The organism is Pseudomonas sp. UV AK001 (genome assembly GCF_046097675.1).
In the GTDB taxonomy this organism is placed as follows: Bacteria; Pseudomonadota; Gammaproteobacteria; order Pseudomonadales; family Pseudomonadaceae; genus Aquipseudomonas; species Aquipseudomonas kribbensis.
Map to the genome: position 1 here is coordinate 317,354 of NZ_JBJUVZ010000006.1, position 16,919 is coordinate 334,272.

The following is a 16,919-nucleotide window of genomic DNA, read 5'->3' on the forward strand; positions in this document are numbered from 1 at the left end:
TGATGTAAGGCCATTGCAGTGGGAAAACCGTCTCGGTTTGGGCTGAGACGGTTTTTTTCGAGAACTCTCGAGTGCTTTATCAACCTGACTGATCAGTTCCCATCAGCCGGATCCGTAGGCTGCGAACGAATTGCGCGTTAAGCTGCGGGTTCACTTCCTGTGCGGCGGAGCCGAGCATGTCCGAGTTGATCCTCCATCATTACCCGACCTCTCCCTTTGCCGAAAAGGCCCGGCTGCTGTTGGGGTTCAAGGGCTTGTCCTGGCGTTCGGTGCACATTTCGCCGGTGATGCCGAAGCCGGATCTGACCGCCCTGACCGGTGGTTACCGCAAGACCCCGGTGCTGCAGATCGGTGCCGACATTTATTGCGACACCGCGCTGATCGCCCGTCGTCTCGAGCAGGAAAAGGCCCAGCCTTCGTTCTTCCCGGAAGGTCAGGAAATGATCGCCGCCAGTTTCGCCGCCTGGGCTGATTCTGTGGTGTTCCAGCACGCAGTGAGCCTGGTGTTTCAGCCGGAATCAGTGGCGGTGCGTTTCGGCAAGTTGCCGCCGGAAGCGATCAAGGCCTTCCTCGCCGATCGTGCCGGACTGTTCAGTGGTGGCAGCGCGACCAAAATTTCGGCTGAGCAGGCCAAGCACAATTGGCCAACCATCATGGCGCGTCTGGAGCAGCAGCTGCAGCGTGAGGACGGTGACTTCCTGTTCGGTGAAGCGTCGATTGCCGACTTCGCCATGGCGCATCCGCTGTGGTTCCTCAAGGCTACGCATGTGACGGCACCGTTGGTGGATGACTATCCGGCGGTGGCGGCGTGGCTCGGGCGGGTACTGGGTTTCGGTCACGGTGCGGCCAGTGCGATGAGTTCCGAAGAGGCGCTGGAGATTGCGCGCGATTCGACGCCTTCGGCATTGCCTGATGAGCAGTTTGTCGATCCGAACGGATTCGATGCGGGCCAGCAAGTCGTGATCGCGGCCACTGACTACGGCGTTGATCCGGTTGCCGGAGAGCTGGTATTTGCCGGTCGTGAAGAGCTGATCCTGCGCCGTGAAGACGAACGCGGTGGCGTGGTGCATGTGCACTTCCCGCGGTTCGGTTTCCGGATCGAGAAGCGCTGAAAAAAAGAGGGAGCCGATTGGCTCCCTCGTTCATTTCAGTGCGGCGAGAATGTCGTCTGGATCAAATCCGCGAATCAGCGTGCCATTGACGTCGATCAGCGGGATCCCGCGCCCGCCCAGCGCTTCGTAGGCCTTGCGCGCCTCGGCGTCCTTCTCGATGTCGAATTCCTTGAACGGAATGCCTTTCTGATCGAGAAAACGCTTGGTCTGCTTGCAGTAGCCGCACCAGTCCGTGGTGTACAACACGACCTTGGCGTTGGCGCGGACCTGCTCGGACGCCATCTGCGACGGGTTGAACACCCGCTCGATCTTGCCCCAGTTCTGATAGACCACGACCACCAGCAGAACCAGCGCAACCTTCTTCAGCACATTGCCGAGCATCAGTTGCGGCGCTTCAGCTGATCGGTGAGCGAGGTCGGCAGGCCTTTGATGACCAGTGTGCCGGCCTCTTCGTCGTATTCGATCTTAGAGCCCAGCAGGTGCGCTTCAAAGCTGATCGACAAACCTTCAGCGCGGCCGGTGAAGCGGCGGAACTGGTTGAGCGTGCGCTTGTCTGCCGGAATCTCCGGCGACAAGCCGTAATCCTTGTTGCGGATGTGATCGTAGAACGCTTTCGGACGTTCTTCGTCGATCAGCTCAGACAGTTCTTCCAGGCCCATTGGCTCGCCGAGTTTGGCCTGGCTGCTGGCGTAGTCGACCAGAGTCTTGGTCTTCTCGCGGGCGGAATCTTCCGGCAGGTCTTCGCTCTCGACGAAGTCGCTGAAGGCCTTGAGCAGCGTGCGGGTCTCGCCCGGGCCGTCGACGCCTTCCTGGCAGCCGATGAAGTCACGGAAGTATTCCGAGACTTTCTTGCCGTTCTTGCCCTTGATGAACGAGATGTACTGCTTGGACTGCTTGTTGTTCTGCCACTCGGAGACGTTGATCCGTGCCGCCAGGTGCAATTGGCCGAGGTCCAGGTGGCGCGACGGGGTCACGTCCAGTTGATCGGTCACTGCCACGCCTTCGCTATGGTGCAGCAGGGCGATGGCCAGGTAATCGGTCATGCCTTGCTGGTAGTGGGCGAACAGCACGTGGCCGCCGACGGACAGGTTCGATTCTTCCATCAGCTTTTGCAGGTGCTCGACCGCGACTTTGCTGAACGCGGTGAAGTCCTTGCCGCCTTCCATGTATTCCTTCAGCCAGCCGCTGAACGGGAACGCACCGGACTCCGGATGGAACAAGCCCCAGGCTTTACCCTGTTTGGCGTTATAGCTCTCGTTGAGGTCGGCGAGCATGTTCTCGATGGCTGCGGACTCGGCCAGTTCAGAGTCACGGGCGTGCAGGACTGCGGGCGTGCCATCGGGTTTTTTGTCGATCAGGTGGACGATGCAATGACGGATCGGCATGGGCTTCTCGGCAAGTGAAAGGGAGGAGGGCGGGCTCCCCCGAAAAAGCGCTCAGTGTACCGCAACCACTGGTTTTGGCGCGGGCTGAAGGGCAATTCGGGGTCATGGGGCGGCGCTTATGCATTTATTTACCGATTTAGCGCAATAAACCTGACCATTTGGCTAGCTAGAGGCGGATATTTCCTTGTCTCTGTGCTAGTTTTGCCCGGTCTTACGCGTAGTCACTGCGTTAAGCGTGCATTCAGCATTTGTCAGGTCGAACCAAACCCTGATTTCGGCATCTATAACCCCGACTCGTCGTGGTTATCGCCGAGGGTGCCAGATCCAGAAGATCGGGCTCGATGGCTGACACTGCACTCTGCAATCCATATGAATTTGATAGGGAAGGAACACTACATGGCTCTTACTAAAGACCAACTGATCGCCGACATCGCTGAAGCTATCGACGCGCCGAAAACCACCGCGCGTAACGCTCTGGACCAACTGGGCCAAATCGTTGCTGATCAGCTGGAAAACGGCGGCGAAATCACCTTGCCAGGTATCGGCAAGCTGAAAGTGACCGAGCGTCCTGCCCGCACTGGCCGTAACCCGTCGACTGGCGCTGCCATCGAAATCCCTGCCAAGAAAGTGATCAAGCTGGTTGTGGCCAAAGGCCTGACCGACGCTGTGAACAAGTAAGACGCAGCGATAAAAAAACCGTGCGCCGGAGTGATCCGGGCACGGTTTTTTTGTGCCTGCCGATTGTGTTCGGCAGTACTGGCGGCTGCTTGCGATCAAGCGCCGCCCCGGTTGAAACGTATTACTTGCGAACCCAGCGCTCACGACGCCAGATCTGCTGCTCGGACTTGGTCTGGAAGGTCCAGGCGACGAAGCGGCTCTGCTTCTGTCCCTGGGACATTTCCACTACCTGGCTTTCCAGCGCGCCGGCCTTTTTCAGCGCTGTCTCGATGGCGGGCAGGTTCGAGGCCTTCGAGACCAGGGTGCTGAACCACAACACCTTGTGCGCAAGGGTCGCGCTTTCGGCGATCAGTTGCGTCACGAAACGCGCTTCGCCGCCCTCACACCACAGCTCGGCCGACTGACCGCCGAAGTTCAGCACCGGCAATTTGCGTTTCGGATCGGCCTTGCCCAGGGCTCGCCACTTACGCTCGCTGCCCTTGGTGGCCTCTTCCATCGACGCGTGGAACGGCGGGTTGCACATGGTCAGGTCAAAACGCTCACCGGGCTCCAGCAGGCCGATCAGGATGTGCTTGCGGTTCTCTTGCTGGCGCAGCTTGATGACTTTGCTCAGATCGTTGGACTGGACGATGGCCCTGGCGGCGGCCACGGCCGTCGGGTCGATTTCCGAGCCCAGGAAGTGCCAGCGGTATTCGCTGTTACCAATCAACGGGTACACGCAGTTGGCGCCCATGCCGATATCCAGCACATTGACGATGGCACCGCGCGGAACCACGCCGTCGTTGTTGCTGGCCAGCAGGTCAGCCAGGAAGTGTATGTAGTCGGCCCGGCCCGGCACCGGCGGGCAGAGGTAATCGGCCGGGATATCCCAATGCTGGATGCCGTAGAACGACTTGAGCAACGCCCGGTTGAACACACGCACCGCATCGGGACTGGCGAAGTCGATGCTTTCCTTGCCGTACGGGTTGGTGATCACGAACTTCGCCAGTTCCGGCGTGGTCTTGATCAGCGCCGGAAAGTCGTAACGACCCTGATGGCGATTGCGCGGATGCAGGCTGGCCTCTTTGCGCGGCTCCACGGGCTTGGCCGGGGTGGCGGAGTCAGGCTTCTTGCGCGCAGGTTTCGGTGTACGTGGGGCGTTCATGGGCGTGGTCATTCGGGTAGGGCTGAAAGTGGCGGCTATTGTCCCACAGGGAGCCGTGTTGTTGGCCGGAAAAGTGCCGGGCACAAAAAAAGGGAGGCCGTTGCGGGCCTCCCTTTTTCAGTGCGATCTGCCGTTACAGGCTGGCAATCCGCGCGTGCTGCTCGGCCAGCTTGCCCAGAGCCTGTTCGGCTTCGGCCAGTTTGGCGCGTTCCTTCTCGATGACTTCGGCCGGAGCCTTGTCAACGAAACCGGCGTTGGACAGCTTGCCGCCAACCCGCTGGACTTCGCCCTGCAGACGCAGGATTTCCTTGTCCAGACGCGCCAGTTCGGCGTTCTTGTCGATCAGGCCGGCCATCGGCACCAGCACTTCCATCTCGCCAACCAGCGCGGTGGCGGACAGCGGTGCTTCTTCGCCGGCCGCCAGTACGGTGATCGATTCCAGACGCGCCAGCTTCTTCAGCAGCGCTTCGTTCTCGGTCAGGCGGCGCTGGTCTTCAGCGGTGACGTTTTTCAGGTAGATCGGCAGCGGTTTGCCCGGGCCGATGTTCATTTCGCCACGGATGTTGCGCGTGCCGAGCATCAGGCCCTTGAGCCATTCGATGTCGTCTTCGGCCGCCGGATCGATGCGCTCTTCGTTGGCCACCGGCCAGGCTTGCAGCATGATCGTCTTGCCCTGAATACCGGCCAGCGGCGCGATGCGCTGCCAGATTTCTTCAGTGATGAACGGCATGAACGGATGCGCCAGGCGCAGTGCCACTTCCAGTACGCGAACCAGCGTGCGACGGGTGCCGCGCTGACGCTCGACCGGCGCGTTTTCGTCCCACAGCACAGGCTTGGACAGTTCCAGGTACCAGTCGCAGTACTGGTTCCAGATGAACTCGTACAACGCTTGTGCCGCCAGGTCGAAACGGAACTGATCCAGTTGACGGGTCACTTCGGCTTCGGTGCGCTGCAGTTGCGAGATGATCCAGCGGTCCGCCAGCGACAGCTCGTAGGCTTCGCCGTTCTGGCCACAGTCTTCGCCCTTGTCCAGAACATAACGCGCAGCATTCCAGATCTTGTTGCAGAAGTTGCGATAGCCTTCGACGCGGCCCATGTCGAACTTGATGTCGCGACCGGTGGACGCCAGCGAGCAGAAGGTGAAGCGCAGGGCGTCGGTGCCGTAGCTGGCGATGCCGTCGGCGAACTCTTCGCGGGTCTGCTTCTCGATCTTCTTCGCCAGTTTCGGCTGCATCAGACCGGAAGTGCGTTTTTGCACCAGGGTTTCGAGCTCGATACCGTCGATGATGTCCAGCGGGTCCAGGACGTTGCCCTTGGACTTGGACATCTTCTGGCCCTGGCCATCACGCACCAGACCGTGCACGTAAACGGTCTTGAACGGAACCTGCGGCGTGCCGTCCTCGTTCTTGATCAGGTGCATCGTCAGCATGATCATCCGGGCAACCCAGAAGAAAATGATGTCGAAGCCCGTCACCAGCACGTCGGTGGAGTGGAATTTCTTCAGGAATTCGGTCTTTTCCGGCCAGCCCAGGGTGGAGAAGGTCCACAGGCCCGAGCTGAACCAGGTGTCGAGAACGTCGTTGTCCTGTTGCAGCGCAACGTCCGGGCCGAGGTTGTGCTTGGCGCGCACTTCGGCTTCGTCGCGACCGACGTAAACCTTGCCCGACTCGTCGTACCAGGCCGGAATCCGGTGGCCCCACCAAAGCTGACGGCTGATGCACCAGTCCTGGATGTCGCGCATCCACGAGAAGTACATGTTTTCGTACTGCTTCGGCACGAACTGGATGCGACCGTCTTCAACGGCAGCAATCGCAGGCTCGGCCAGCGGCTTGGTGGACACGTACCACTGGTCGGTCAGCCACGGCTCGATGACGGTGCCGGAGCGGTCGCCTTTCGGCACTTTCAGGTTGTGATCGTCGACGCTGACCAGCAGGCCGGCGGCGTCGAACGCGGCCACGATCTGCTTGCGCGCTTCGAAACGCTCGAGACCGGCGTACTCGGCCGGAATCTTGCCGTCGATGCTGTCGTTCAGCGTGCCGTCGAGGTTGAACACCTGAGCCGCAGGCAGCACGTTGGCGTTCTTGTCGAAGATGTTCAGCAGCGGCAGGTTGTGGCGCTTGCCGACTTCGTAGTCGTTGAAATCGTGGGCCGGGGTGATTTTCACGCAGCCGGTGCCGAATTCAGGGTCGCAATAATCGTCGGCGATGATCGGGATGCGGCGGCCGACCAGCGGCAGCTCGACAAACTTGCCGATCAGGGCTTTGTAGCGCTCGTCGTTCGGGTTCACCGCGACGGCGGAGTCGCCGAGCATGGTTTCCGGACGGGTGGTCGCGACGATCAGGAAGTCGTTACCTTCAGCGGTTTTCGCGCCGTCGGCCAGCGGGTACTTCAGGTTCCACAGGAAACCTTTCTCGTCGTGGTTTTCCACTTCGAGGTCGGAAATCGCCGTGTGCAGCTTGGTGTCCCAGTTGACCAGGCGCTTGCCGCGATAGATCAGGCCGTCTTCGTGCAGGCGCACGAACGCTTCTTTAACGGCTTCCGAGAGGCCGTCGTCCATGGTGAAGCGCTCGCGGCTCCAGTCCACGGACGAGCCGAGGCGGCGGATCTGACGGCTGATGTTGCCGCCGGACTGATCCTTCCATTCCCAGACTTTCTCGAGGAATTTTTCGCGGCCCAGATCGTGGCGATTCTGGCCCTGGGCTTCGAGTTGACGCTCCACCAGCATCTGCGTGGCGATACCGGCGTGGTCGGTGCCCGGCTGCCACAGGGTGTTGCGACCCTGCATGCGGCGGAAACGGATCAGGGCGTCCATGATCGCGTTGTTGAAGCCGTGACCCATGTGCAGGCTGCCGGTGACGTTCGGCGGCGGGATCATGATGGTGTAGGAGTCGCCCGCGCCTTGCGGGGCGAAGTAGTTCTCGGACTCCCAGGTGTTGTACCAGGAAGTTTCAATGGCGTGCGGCTGGTAGGTCTTATCCATGCGCGGCGGGACCCTATTGGCATTTATTCAGGAAAAGCCGGGAAGTATAGCGGGGCATGGGGCGCAGGGCGAGCGGGGGAGGCTGGGTGGAGAACTAAATGTGGGAGCTGGCTTGCCAGCTCCCACAGGAGATCGGGGAATTATTCGTACTGGGCGAGAAGCCGTTCCATCCGCGCCTCGAGGCGGCGTTTGATCTCGGTTTCAATGTGCGGGGCGAAGTCGTCGATCACGTCTTGCATGATCAATTGCGCGGCGGCGCGCAGTTCGCTGTCCAGGTGCAGCAGCGCGTCGGGGCCTTTATCCACAGGCGCGGCGGGCGCGATGGCGGGTTTCGCGACGGGAGCTGGCGGCGGTTCGACGGCGGGTGGCTCGGTGGCGACCGAGTCGAACAGCATCGGAATCTGTTCCTGTTCGCCATCATCGACCGTTTCGGTCAGCAGCGGCGGTTGCAGGTTGTCATCGCCGAGCAACTGGCGGATCGACTCGAGGTCATCCAGCAGGTGCGCGGGTTTTTGCAGCGGTTTTGGAGTGTCCATCGGCGTACTCAGAGTCGCTGTAAACGGTGGTCTTGCAGAGGATAGCCCTGTTCCCGGTAGAAACGGAAACTCTCCCGCGCAGCTGCACGGATCACCGGATCTTCCACCACCACTTCCGCCACCCGGGCGAACTTGCTGGCGAAGGCCGGGACTTTCAGGTCGAGGTTGACGAGCAAATCCTGATGCTGGCCACAGTCATCCCCCAGTCCAAGCACGATCAAACCTTCCGGTTCGCTCTCGGCCGGGCCGTGGGGCACGAAGGTTTCGCCCTTGAACGCCCACAGTCGCGCATCGAGATCGTCACGCTGGGCGGCATCGCTGCAATGCAGGTAGATGCGGTGGCCCATGCGCCAGGCTTTTTCGGTGAGCTTGCAGGCAAAATCCAGACGTGCCGAAGGGTCGGCACTGGGCAGGATGTAGAAGTCGACTTTGGTCATTGCGGTTCCTGAGCAGCAAGCGCCGCCCCCTGAAAAGGGCGGCGCTCGCCGTCATCGGTTTCAGGCTTTGGCGCGATCCAGCAGGTACTGGGTCAGCAGGGGAACCGGACGGCCGGTGGCGCCCTTGTCCTTGCCGCCGCTGGTCCACGCGGTGCCCGCGATGTCCAGGTGTGCCCAGTTCAGGTTCTTGGTGAAGCGCGACAGGAAGCACGCAGCAGTAATGGTGCCGGCCTTCGGCCCGCCGATGTTGGCGATGTCGGCGAACGGGCTGTCCAGTTGCTCCTGGTACTCATCGAACAGCGGCAATTGCCAGGCGCGGTCGTCGGCAGCCTTGCCCGCGCTCAGCAGTTGCTCGATCAGTTCGTCGTTGTTGCCCAGCAGGCCCGACGTGTGGGCACCCAGGGCTACGACGCAGGCACCGGTCAGGGTGGCGATGTCGATCACTGCCTGCGGCTTGAAGCGCTCGGAGTAGGTCAGGGCGTCGCACAGCACCAGACGGCCTTCGGCGTCGGTGTTGAGGATTTCCACGGTCTGGCCGCTCATGGTGGTGACGATGTCGCCCGGACGCGAAGCGGTGCCGCTCGGCATGTTCTCGGCGCAGGCCAGGATGCACACCAGATTGATCGGCAGCTTCAGTTCCAGCACGGCACGCAGGGTGCCGAACACGCTGGCGGCGCCGCCCATGTCGTACTTCATCTCGTCCATGCCGGCGCCCGGTTTCAGGCTGATGCCGCCGGTGTCGAAGGTGATGCCTTTACCGACCAGCGCGTATGGCTTCTCGGATTTCTTGCCGCCGTTGTATTGCATGACGATCAGGCGTGGCGGCTGGGCGCTGCCCTGGCCGACGGCGTAGAACGAACCCATGCCCAGGGATTTGATCTTCTTCTCGTCGAGGACTTCGACTTTCAGATCCTTGAACTCTTTGCCCAGGTCCTTGGCTTGTTCGCCGAGGAACGTCGGGTGGCAGATGTTCGGCGGCAGGTTGCCCAGATTACGGGTGAACGCCATGCCGTTGGCGATCGCGGTGGCGTGGTTCACGGCGCGTTGCACTTCGGCTTGCGCAGCCTTGATGGTCAGCAGGGTGATTTTCTTCAGGGCGCGCGGTTCGGCTTTCTGGCTCTTGAACTGGTCGAAGGTGTATTCGCCATCCACCAGGGTCTCGGCCAGCAGGCGGGTCTTGCCGTAGCTGTCGCGGCCCTTGACGATGATTTCATCCAGCGCCAGCACGGCATCGCTGCCGCCCAGCCCCTTGAGAGTGTTGAGGATGCCGGCAACGATCTTGCGGAACGGGCGGTCGCCCAGTTCTTCATCCTTGCCCACCCCGACCAGCAGCACGCGTTCTGCTTTCAGGTTCGGCAGGCTGTGCAGCAGCAGGCTCTGACCGACCTTGCCGGCCAGGTCGCCACGCTTGAGGACAGCGCTGATGGCGCCGCCGCTCAGTTCGTCGACCTGCTTGGCTGCGACGCCGAGTTTGCGGCCTTCGCCGACGGCAACCACCAGGGTGGCGGTTTTCAACGTTTCTGGGCTAACGCTTTTTACAACCAGTTCCATGTCCGGATCCCTGAATGAATGGTCAACATGCAGGCGTTCGACGGTGTCCGCTGTCGCCTGCTTATAGAGAGAAGAGGCGCAGGCCAGTGCCTGCGACAGAGGCGGCAGTTTGAACCTCGCTCACCGCGCCTGACAACCCTCGGTTGTACGATCTTCAACGGATTGCACGCTTGCGTGAGTGTGCGCAGTGACAGGCGCCCTCAATCACAGGATAATGCCGCATCTTTTTTCGACGGCTCTGCCTTGCGGGCCTGTCGATACGTTTGCTTGTTTGGCCGCCTTAGCCTGACAACCCTGGAGTGTCTGGTTTGATCGTCTTCCGTTATCTGTCCCGCGAAGTCCTGTTGACCCTGAGTGCGGTAAGCGCCGTGCTGCTGGTCATCATCATGAGCGGTCGCTTCATCAAATACCTTGCCCAGGCCGCTGCGGGCCAGCTCGATCCGGGATCGCTGTTCCTGATCATGGGCTACCGTCTGCCGGGTTTCATGCAGTTGATCCTGCCACTGGGCCTGTTCCTCGGGATCCTTCTGGCGTACGGCCGGTTGTATCTGGAAAGCGAAATGACCGTGCTGTCGGCCACTGGCATGAGCCAGCAGCGCCTGTTCCGCATGACCCTGTTCCCGGCCACCCTGGTGGCACTGGTGGTGGCCTGGCTCAGCCTGAGCCTGGCCCCGCAAGGCGCCAACCAGTTCCAGTTGCTGCTGAACAAGCAGGACGCCCTGACCGAGTTCGATACCCTCGAGCCAGGCCGTTTCCAGGCGTTGCGTGACGGAACCCGGGTGACCTACACCGAAACCCTGAGCGACGACCGGGTCAATCTGGGCAGCGTGTTCATTTCGCAGAAAAACCTTGGTGCCAACCAGGCGGATCGCGGGATTTCCGTGCTGGTAGCCGAAAAAGGCCGGCAGGAAGTCCGTCCTGACGGCAACCGTTACCTGATCCTGCACAACGGCTACCGCTACGACGGCAGCCCGGGGCTGGCCAACTACCGTGCCATCCATTACGAAACCTATGGCGTGCTGCTGCCAAAGCCTGATGTCAGCGAGGAGGTCACAGATCGTGACGCGATGCCGACCTCGACCCTGATGGCCAGCGACGACATCCGTGCGAAAACCGAACTGCAATGGCGCCTGTCGCTGCCGCTGCTGGTATTTATCGTGACTCTGATGGCGGTGCCGCTGTCGCGGGTCAATCCGCGCCAGGGGCGCTTCCTCAAGCTGCTGCCGGCGATTCTTCTTTATATGGCTTACCTGACCATCCTGATTGCCGCCCGCGGCGCCCTCGAAAAAGGCAAGATCCCGGCGAGTCTGGGTCTGTGGTGGGTGCATGCAATCTTCCTGGCCATCGGTATCGGCCTGCTGTACTGGGAACCGCTGCGCCTGAAAATGGCCAGCCGTCGCAGCGCTGCGCTGGAGGTGGCCCGTGGTTAAACTCGACCGCTACATCGGCAGCAGCGTATTCATTGCGATCATCGCGGTGCTGGCGATCATTCTTGGCCTGGCCACCCTGTTTGCATTCATCGACGAGATGGGTGACGTCAGCGAAACCTACACGCTGGTCGATGTGCTGAGCTTTGTATTGCTCACCGCACCGCGCCGGCTCTACGACATGTTGCCGATGGCGGCGCTGATCGGCTGTCTGATCGGTCTCGGCAGTCTGGCAAGCAGCAGCGAACTGACCGTGATGCGCGCGGCTGGTGTGTCCATCGGACGCATCGTCTGGGCGGTCATGAAGCCGATGCTGGTGTTGATGCTGGCCGGCGTGCTGATCGGTGAATACGTTGCCCCGGCCACCGAAAGCATGGCTCAGGCCAATCGTTCGCTGGCACAGGGCAGCGGTGACGCACAGAGCGCCAAGCACGGCATGTGGCACCGTCAGGGTGACGAGTTCATCCATATCAACGCCGTTCAACCCGATGGCCTGTTGTACGGCGTGACCCGCTATCATTTCGACAAGGAGCGTCATCTGCAGAGTTCGAGCTTCGCCAAGCGCGCCGAATTCGATGGCAAACGCTGGCAGCTCACCGATGTCACCACCACGCTGTTCCACGAGCGCAGCACCGAAGTCGTCAACAAACCGACTGAAGACTGGGATGTTTCCATCAGTCCGGAGCTGTTGAATACCGTGGTTATGGCGCCGGAAGCGCTGTCGATCAGCGGCCTGTGGGGGTATATCCATTACCTGGCGGATCAGGGGCTGAGCAACGGCCGTTACTGGCTGGCGTTTTGGGTCAAGGTGTTGCAGCCGCTGGTGACCGCTGCGCTGGTGCTGATGGCGATCTCCTTCATTTTCGGCCCGTTGCGTTCGGTGACCCTGGGTCAGCGAGTGTTCACCGGTGTGCTGGTGGGGTTCACCTTCCGGATCGTCCAGGATTTGCTGGGTCCATCCAGCCTGGTGTTCGGCTTCTCGCCGCTGTTCGCGGTGCTGGTGCCGGCCGGCGTCTGTGCGCTGGCGGGTGTCTGGTTGCTGCGTCGAGCCGGTTGATGAACAAGGTTTCACCCTGGCTTCAACCTTGAAAAACGCCCCGGTCGCCAGACCGGGGCGTTTTTGCATGCAATCCGGGTGACAGGCGAACGTGACGCTTGCGCCGTGTATCAGGTACAATTCCCGGCTATTTTTCGGCGGGCCAAGCCTGCAGCCTTTTTGAGTGTTGATCCGTGAGTGATTTGAGTCATATCCGCAATTTCTCCATCATCGCCCACATTGACCATGGCAAGTCGACGCTGGCTGACCGATTCATCCAGATGTGCGGTGGCCTGGCCGAGCGTGAAATGGAAGCCCAGGTGCTGGATTCCATGGAGCTGGAGCGCGAACGCGGGATCACCATCAAGGCCCACAGCGTTACCCTCTATTACAAGGCCAAAGACGGCGTCACCTACCAGCTGAACTTCATTGACACCCCGGGCCACGTCGACTTCACCTACGAAGTCAGCCGTTCCCTGGCCGCGTGTGAAGGTGCCTTGCTGGTGGTCGACGCGGGTCAGGGCGTAGAAGCCCAGTCCGTGGCCAACTGCTACACCGCGATCGAGCAGGGCCTGGAGGTCATGCCGGTACTGAACAAGATCGACCTGCCGCAGGCCGAGCCTGACCGCGTCAAGGACGAGATCGAGAAGATCATCGGCATCGACGCCACCGACGCCGTCACCTGCAGCGCCAAGACCGGCCTGGGTGTCGACGAAGTGCTCGAGCGTCTGGTCGCCACCATTCCTGCGCCGACCGGCAACATCGAAGATCCGCTGCAAGCGTTGATCATCGACTCCTGGTTCGACAACTACCTGGGCGTTGTTTCCCTGGTGCGCGTGCGTCACGGCCGCGTGAAGAAGGGCGACAAGATCCTGGTGAAATCCACCGGCAAGGTGCACCTGGTCGACAGCGTCGGTGTTTTCAACCCGAAACACACCGCTACCGCTGACCTGAAGGCCGGCGAAGTGGGCTTCATCATCGCCAGCATCAAGGACATTCACGGTGCGCCGGTCGGTGACACCCTGACCCTCAGCTCCACCCCGGACGTTGAAGTGCTGCCAGGCTTCAAACGCATCCAGCCACAGGTTTACGCCGGTCTGTTCCCGGTCAGTTCCGACGACTTCGAGGATTTCCGCGAAGCGCTGCAGAAACTGACCCTGAACGACTCGTCGCTGCAATACACCCCGGAAAGCTCCGACGCCCTGGGCTTCGGCTTCCGTTGCGGCTTCCTCGGCATGCTGCACATGGAGATCATCCAGGAGCGCCTGGAGCGCGAATACGACCTGGACCTGATCACCACGGCGCCGACGGTAATCTTCGAACTGGTGCTGAAAACCGGTGAAACGATTTACGTCGACAACCCGTCGAAGCTGCCGGACGTGTCGTCCATCGAAGACATGCGCGAGCCGATCGTGCGGGCCAACATCCTGGTTCCGCAGGAGCACCTGGGCAACGTCATCACCCTGTGCATCGAAAAACGCGGTGTCCAGGTCGACATGCTGTTCCTCGGCAATCAGGTCCAGGTGACCTACGACCTGCCGATGAACGAAGTGGTCCTCGACTTCTTCGACCGTCTGAAATCCACCAGCCGCGGCTATGCTTCGCTGGACTACCATTTCGATCGTTACCAATCGGCTAATCTGGTGAAACTGGACGTGCTGATCAACGGCGACAAGGTCGATGCCCTGGCGTTGATCGTGCACCGTGACAATTCGCACTTCAAAGGTCGCCAGCTGACCGAGAAGATGAAAGAACTGATTCCTCGTCAGATGTTCGACGTGGCCATCCAGGCTGCCATTGGCGGTCAGATCGTCGCCCGGACAACCGTCAAGGCGCTCAGAAAGAACGTATTGGCCAAATGCTACGGCGGTGACGTCAGTCGTAAGAAGAAACTGCTCGAGAAGCAAAAGGCCGGTAAGAAACGCATGAAGCAGGTCGGCAACGTGGAAATTCCACAAGAAGCCTTCCTCGCTGTGCTCAGGTTGGAATAGTCAGGTCCTATGTCACTAAATTTCCCGCTGTTGCTGGTTATCGCCGTGTTCGTCTGCGGCCTGTTGGCGTTGCTCGATCTGTTGATCCTGGCACCGCGTCGGCGCGCCGCCATCGCTTCCTATCAGGGCAGCGTCAGCCAGCCTGATGTGCTGGTGGTGGAGAAGCTGAACAAGGAACCGCTGCTGGTCGAATACGGCAAGTCGTTCTTCCCGGTGCTGTTCATCGTGCTGGTGCTGCGTTCGTTCCTGGTGGAACCGTTCCAGATTCCGTCCGGCTCGATGAAACCGACCCTGGACGTCGGCGACTTCATTCTGGTGAACAAGTTTTCTTACGGGATCCGCTTGCCGGTGATCGACAAGAAAGTCATCGAAGTCGGTGATCCGCAACGCGGCGACGTGATGGTGTTCCGCTACCCGAGCGACCCGAACGTCAACTACATCAAGCGTGTGGTTGGCCTGCCGGGCGACACGGTGCGTTACACCGCCGACAAGCGTCTGTTCGTCAATGGCGAGTCGATTGCCGAGCAACTGGTCGGCTCCGAGCCGGGCACCCTCGGCAGCGCGGAGCTCTACAAGGAAAAACTCGGCGCCGCCGAGCACCTGATCCGCAAGGAAATGAGCCGCTACCGCGCCACGCCGGACCATACCTGGACCGTGCCGGCCGGGCACTACTTCATGATGGGCGACAACCGCGACAACTCGAACGACAGTCGCTACTGGGATGACCCGAACATTCCCAAGGATCTGCTGGGCATGGTTCCCGACCAGAACATCGTCGGCAAGGCCTTCGCGGTCTGGATGAGCTGGCCGGAACCGAAACTCAGCCACCTGCCGAATTTCTCGCGGGTCGGCCTGATCAAGTAAACAATCACGGCGCTGTTGACCACAGCGCCGAATGCATTTCTGGCGTCGGCACAACCGGCTCCGGGGCATGAAGCCACGATATTCAGGACGTCATTTTTGAACACAGCGTTAATTGTCCCAGGCCTGCGCCGTATCCCGGCGATGGCGGTGGAATCCAGCCACGAACTCAGCGTGGTCAAACCGTGAGCGTTTCTCTCAGCCGTCTCGAGCGTCAGCTCGGTTACACCTTCAAGGACCAGGAACTGATGGTCCTGGCCCTCACGCACCGCAGTTTTGCCGGACGCAACAACGAACGTCTGGAATTCCTCGGTGATGCGATCCTCAACTTCGTTGCCGGTGAAGCCCTGTTCGAGCGCTTCCCGCTGGCCCGCGAAGGCCAGTTGTCGCGTTTGCGTGCGCGTCTGGTGAAAGGCGAGACCCTGGCCGTTCTGGCCCGTGGTTTCGATCTGGGCGAATACCTGCGCCTGGGTTCCGGCGAGCTGAAAAGCGGTGGTTTCCGTCGTGAGTCGATTCTGGCCGATGCCCTGGAAGCGCTGATCGGCGCGATCTACCTCGACGCCGGCATGGAAGTCGCCCGCGAGCGCGTCCTGGCCTGGCTGGCCGGCGAGTTCGAAGGTCTGACGCTGGTCGACACCAACAAGGATCCGAAGACCCGCCTGCAGGAATTCCTGCAATCGCGCGGTTGCGAGCTGCCACGCTACGAAGTCGTGGATATCCAGGGCGAGCCGCACTGCCGTACCTTCTTCGTCGAGTGCGAAGTTGTCCTATTGAATGAAAAAAGCCGGGGTCAGGGTGTGAGCCGTCGTATTGCCGAACAGGTAGCGGCCGCCGCAGCACTGATTGCCCTGGGTGTGGAGAATGGCAATGACTGATACAAACGCAACTCGCTGTGGCTACGTTGCCATCGTCGGCCGTCCGAACGTGGGCAAGTCCACGCTGCTGAACCACATCCTCGGCCAGAAGCTCGCGATCACCTCGCGCAAGCCGCAGACCACTCGCCACAACATGCTCGGGATCAAGACCGAAGGCGACGTGCAGGCTATCTACGTCGACACTCCCGGCATGCACAAGGGCGGTGAAAAGGCCCTGAACCGTTACATGAACAAAACCGCTTCGGCGGCGTTGAAAGACGTTGACGTGGTGATCTTCGTAGTGGACCGCACCAAGTGGACCGAAGAAGACCAGATGGTCCTGGAGCGCGTGCAGTACGTGACCGGCCCGCTGATCGTCGCACTGAACAAGACGGACCGCATCGAAGACAAGGCCGAGCTGATGCCGCATCTGTCCTGGTTGCAGGAACAGCTGCCGAACGCGCAGATCATTCCGATTTCGGCACAGCAGGGGCACAACCTCGACGCGCTGGAAAAGGTCATCGCCGATCACCTGCCGGAGAACGATCACTTCTTCCCGGAAGACCAGATCACTGACCGCAGCAGCCGCTTCCTCGCCGCCGAACTGGTGCGCGAGAAGATCATGCGCCAGCTCGGTGCCGAGCTGCCGTACCAGATCACCGTGGAAATCGAAGAGTTCAAGCAGCAGGGTGCAACACTGCACATCCATGCGTTGATCCTCGTCGAGCGTGACGGCCAGAAGAAAATCATCATTGGCGACAAGGGCGAGCGCATCAAGCGCATCGGCACCGAGGCGCGCAAGGACATGGAGCTGCTGTTCGACTCCAAGATCATGCTCAACCTGTGGGTCAAGGTGAAAGGCGGCTGGTCCGACGACGAGCGCGCGCTGCGTTCGCTGGGTTACGGCGACCTGTAAAGCAATACATC

The 16,919-nt window shown here is 60.8% G+C and carries 15 protein-coding genes; 8 read left to right on the top strand and 7 right to left on the bottom strand.

The window, feature by feature from the left end:
- Window positions 1–176 precede the first annotated feature (176 nt).
- Complete coding sequence (locus tag ACKLNA_RS18635) at window positions 177–1,112, top strand: glutathione S-transferase family protein (protein ID WP_408986700.1); 936 nt, start codon at window positions 177–179, stop codon at window positions 1,110–1,112.
- Between the two features lie 30 nt (window positions 1,113–1,142).
- On the opposite strand, the gene ACKLNA_RS18640 is transcribed toward ACKLNA_RS18635, so the two are convergent.
- A complete protein-coding gene (locus tag ACKLNA_RS18640) occupies window positions 1,143–1,493 on the bottom strand; it encodes a glutaredoxin family protein (protein WP_085729721.1) in 351 nt (116 codons plus the stop codon).
- Entirely contained in the window at window positions 1,493–2,497 is a 1,005-nt protein-coding gene (yejK, locus tag ACKLNA_RS18645) for a nucleoid-associated protein YejK (RefSeq protein ID WP_007957356.1), read from the bottom strand. The genes ACKLNA_RS18640 and yejK overlap by 1 nt, the downstream gene beginning before the upstream one ends.
- A 396-nt stretch (window positions 2,498–2,893) precedes the next feature.
- On the opposite strand from yejK, the gene ACKLNA_RS18650 reads away from it, so the two are divergent.
- Window positions 2,894–3,175 carry an HU family DNA-binding protein gene (locus ACKLNA_RS18650; RefSeq protein ID WP_003221909.1) on the top strand — a complete coding sequence of 94 codons (282 nt, stop codon included), beginning with the start codon at window positions 2,894–2,896 and terminating at the stop codon, window positions 3,173–3,175.
- Window positions 3,176–3,296: 121 nt separating this feature from the next.
- Here the strand turns inward: ACKLNA_RS18650 and rlmF are convergent, their stop codons facing one another.
- The 5 genes from rlmF to ACKLNA_RS18675 all read right to left on the bottom strand — a co-directional run bounded on the left by rlmF (window position 3,297) and on the right by ACKLNA_RS18675 (window position 9,823).
- Entirely contained in the window at window positions 3,297–4,319 is a 1,023-nt protein-coding gene (rlmF, locus tag ACKLNA_RS18655; RefSeq protein WP_305836769.1) for a 23S rRNA (adenine(1618)-N(6))-methyltransferase RlmF, read from the bottom strand.
- 133 nt (window positions 4,320–4,452) lie between these two features.
- On the bottom strand, window positions 4,453–7,299 hold the full coding sequence (locus ACKLNA_RS18660; RefSeq protein WP_134825574.1) for a valine--tRNA ligase: 2,847 nt from the start codon (window positions 7,297–7,299) through the stop codon (window positions 4,453–4,455).
- Window positions 7,300–7,439: 140 nt separating this feature from the next.
- Window positions 7,440–7,835 carry a DNA polymerase III subunit chi gene (locus ACKLNA_RS18665; protein ID WP_408986701.1) on the bottom strand — a complete coding sequence of 132 codons (396 nt, stop codon included), beginning with the start codon at window positions 7,833–7,835 and terminating at the stop codon, window positions 7,440–7,442.
- Between the two features lie 8 nt (window positions 7,836–7,843).
- Window positions 7,844–8,272 carry a DNA polymerase III subunit chi gene (locus ACKLNA_RS18670; protein ID WP_119429046.1) on the bottom strand — a complete coding sequence of 143 codons (429 nt, stop codon included), beginning with the start codon at window positions 8,270–8,272 and terminating at the stop codon, window positions 7,844–7,846.
- A gap of 60 nt (window positions 8,273–8,332) precedes the next feature.
- A complete protein-coding gene (locus ACKLNA_RS18675) occupies window positions 8,333–9,823 on the bottom strand; it encodes a leucyl aminopeptidase (RefSeq protein WP_114881502.1) in 1,491 nt (496 codons plus the stop codon).
- Between the two features lie 308 nt (window positions 9,824–10,131).
- Between ACKLNA_RS18675 and lptF the strand changes: the two genes are divergently transcribed.
- From lptF to era, 6 genes are all read left to right on the top strand, one after another.
- On the top strand, window positions 10,132–11,253 hold the full coding sequence (gene lptF, locus ACKLNA_RS18680; RefSeq protein WP_265812240.1) for an LPS export ABC transporter permease LptF: 1,122 nt from the start codon (window positions 10,132–10,134) through the stop codon (window positions 11,251–11,253).
- Window positions 11,246–12,307, top strand: coding sequence for an LPS export ABC transporter permease LptG (lptG, locus tag ACKLNA_RS18685; RefSeq protein WP_305836765.1), 1,062 nt, complete (start codon window positions 11,246–11,248; stop codon window positions 12,305–12,307). Before lptF ends, lptG begins: the two co-directional genes overlap by 8 nt.
- A 173-nt stretch (window positions 12,308–12,480) precedes the next feature.
- Window positions 12,481–14,277, top strand: coding sequence for a translation elongation factor 4 (gene lepA, locus ACKLNA_RS18690; RefSeq protein WP_085711666.1), 1,797 nt, complete (start codon window positions 12,481–12,483; stop codon window positions 14,275–14,277).
- Between the two features lie 9 nt (window positions 14,278–14,286).
- Window positions 14,287–15,141 (top strand): signal peptidase I, encoded by an 855-nt coding sequence (gene lepB, locus ACKLNA_RS18695; RefSeq protein ID WP_065261873.1) that lies wholly within the window; start codon window positions 14,287–14,289, stop codon window positions 15,139–15,141.
- 182 nt (window positions 15,142–15,323) lie between these two features.
- Window positions 15,324–16,013, top strand: a complete 690-nt coding sequence (rnc, locus tag ACKLNA_RS18700; RefSeq protein WP_085711665.1) for a ribonuclease III — start codon at window positions 15,324–15,326, stop codon at window positions 16,011–16,013.
- Window positions 16,006–16,908 carry a GTPase Era gene (gene era / locus ACKLNA_RS18705; RefSeq protein ID WP_011332590.1) on the top strand — a complete coding sequence of 301 codons (903 nt, stop codon included), beginning with the start codon at window positions 16,006–16,008 and terminating at the stop codon, window positions 16,906–16,908. Before rnc ends, era begins: the two co-directional genes overlap by 8 nt.
- Window positions 16,909–16,919: the final 11 nt, after the last annotated feature.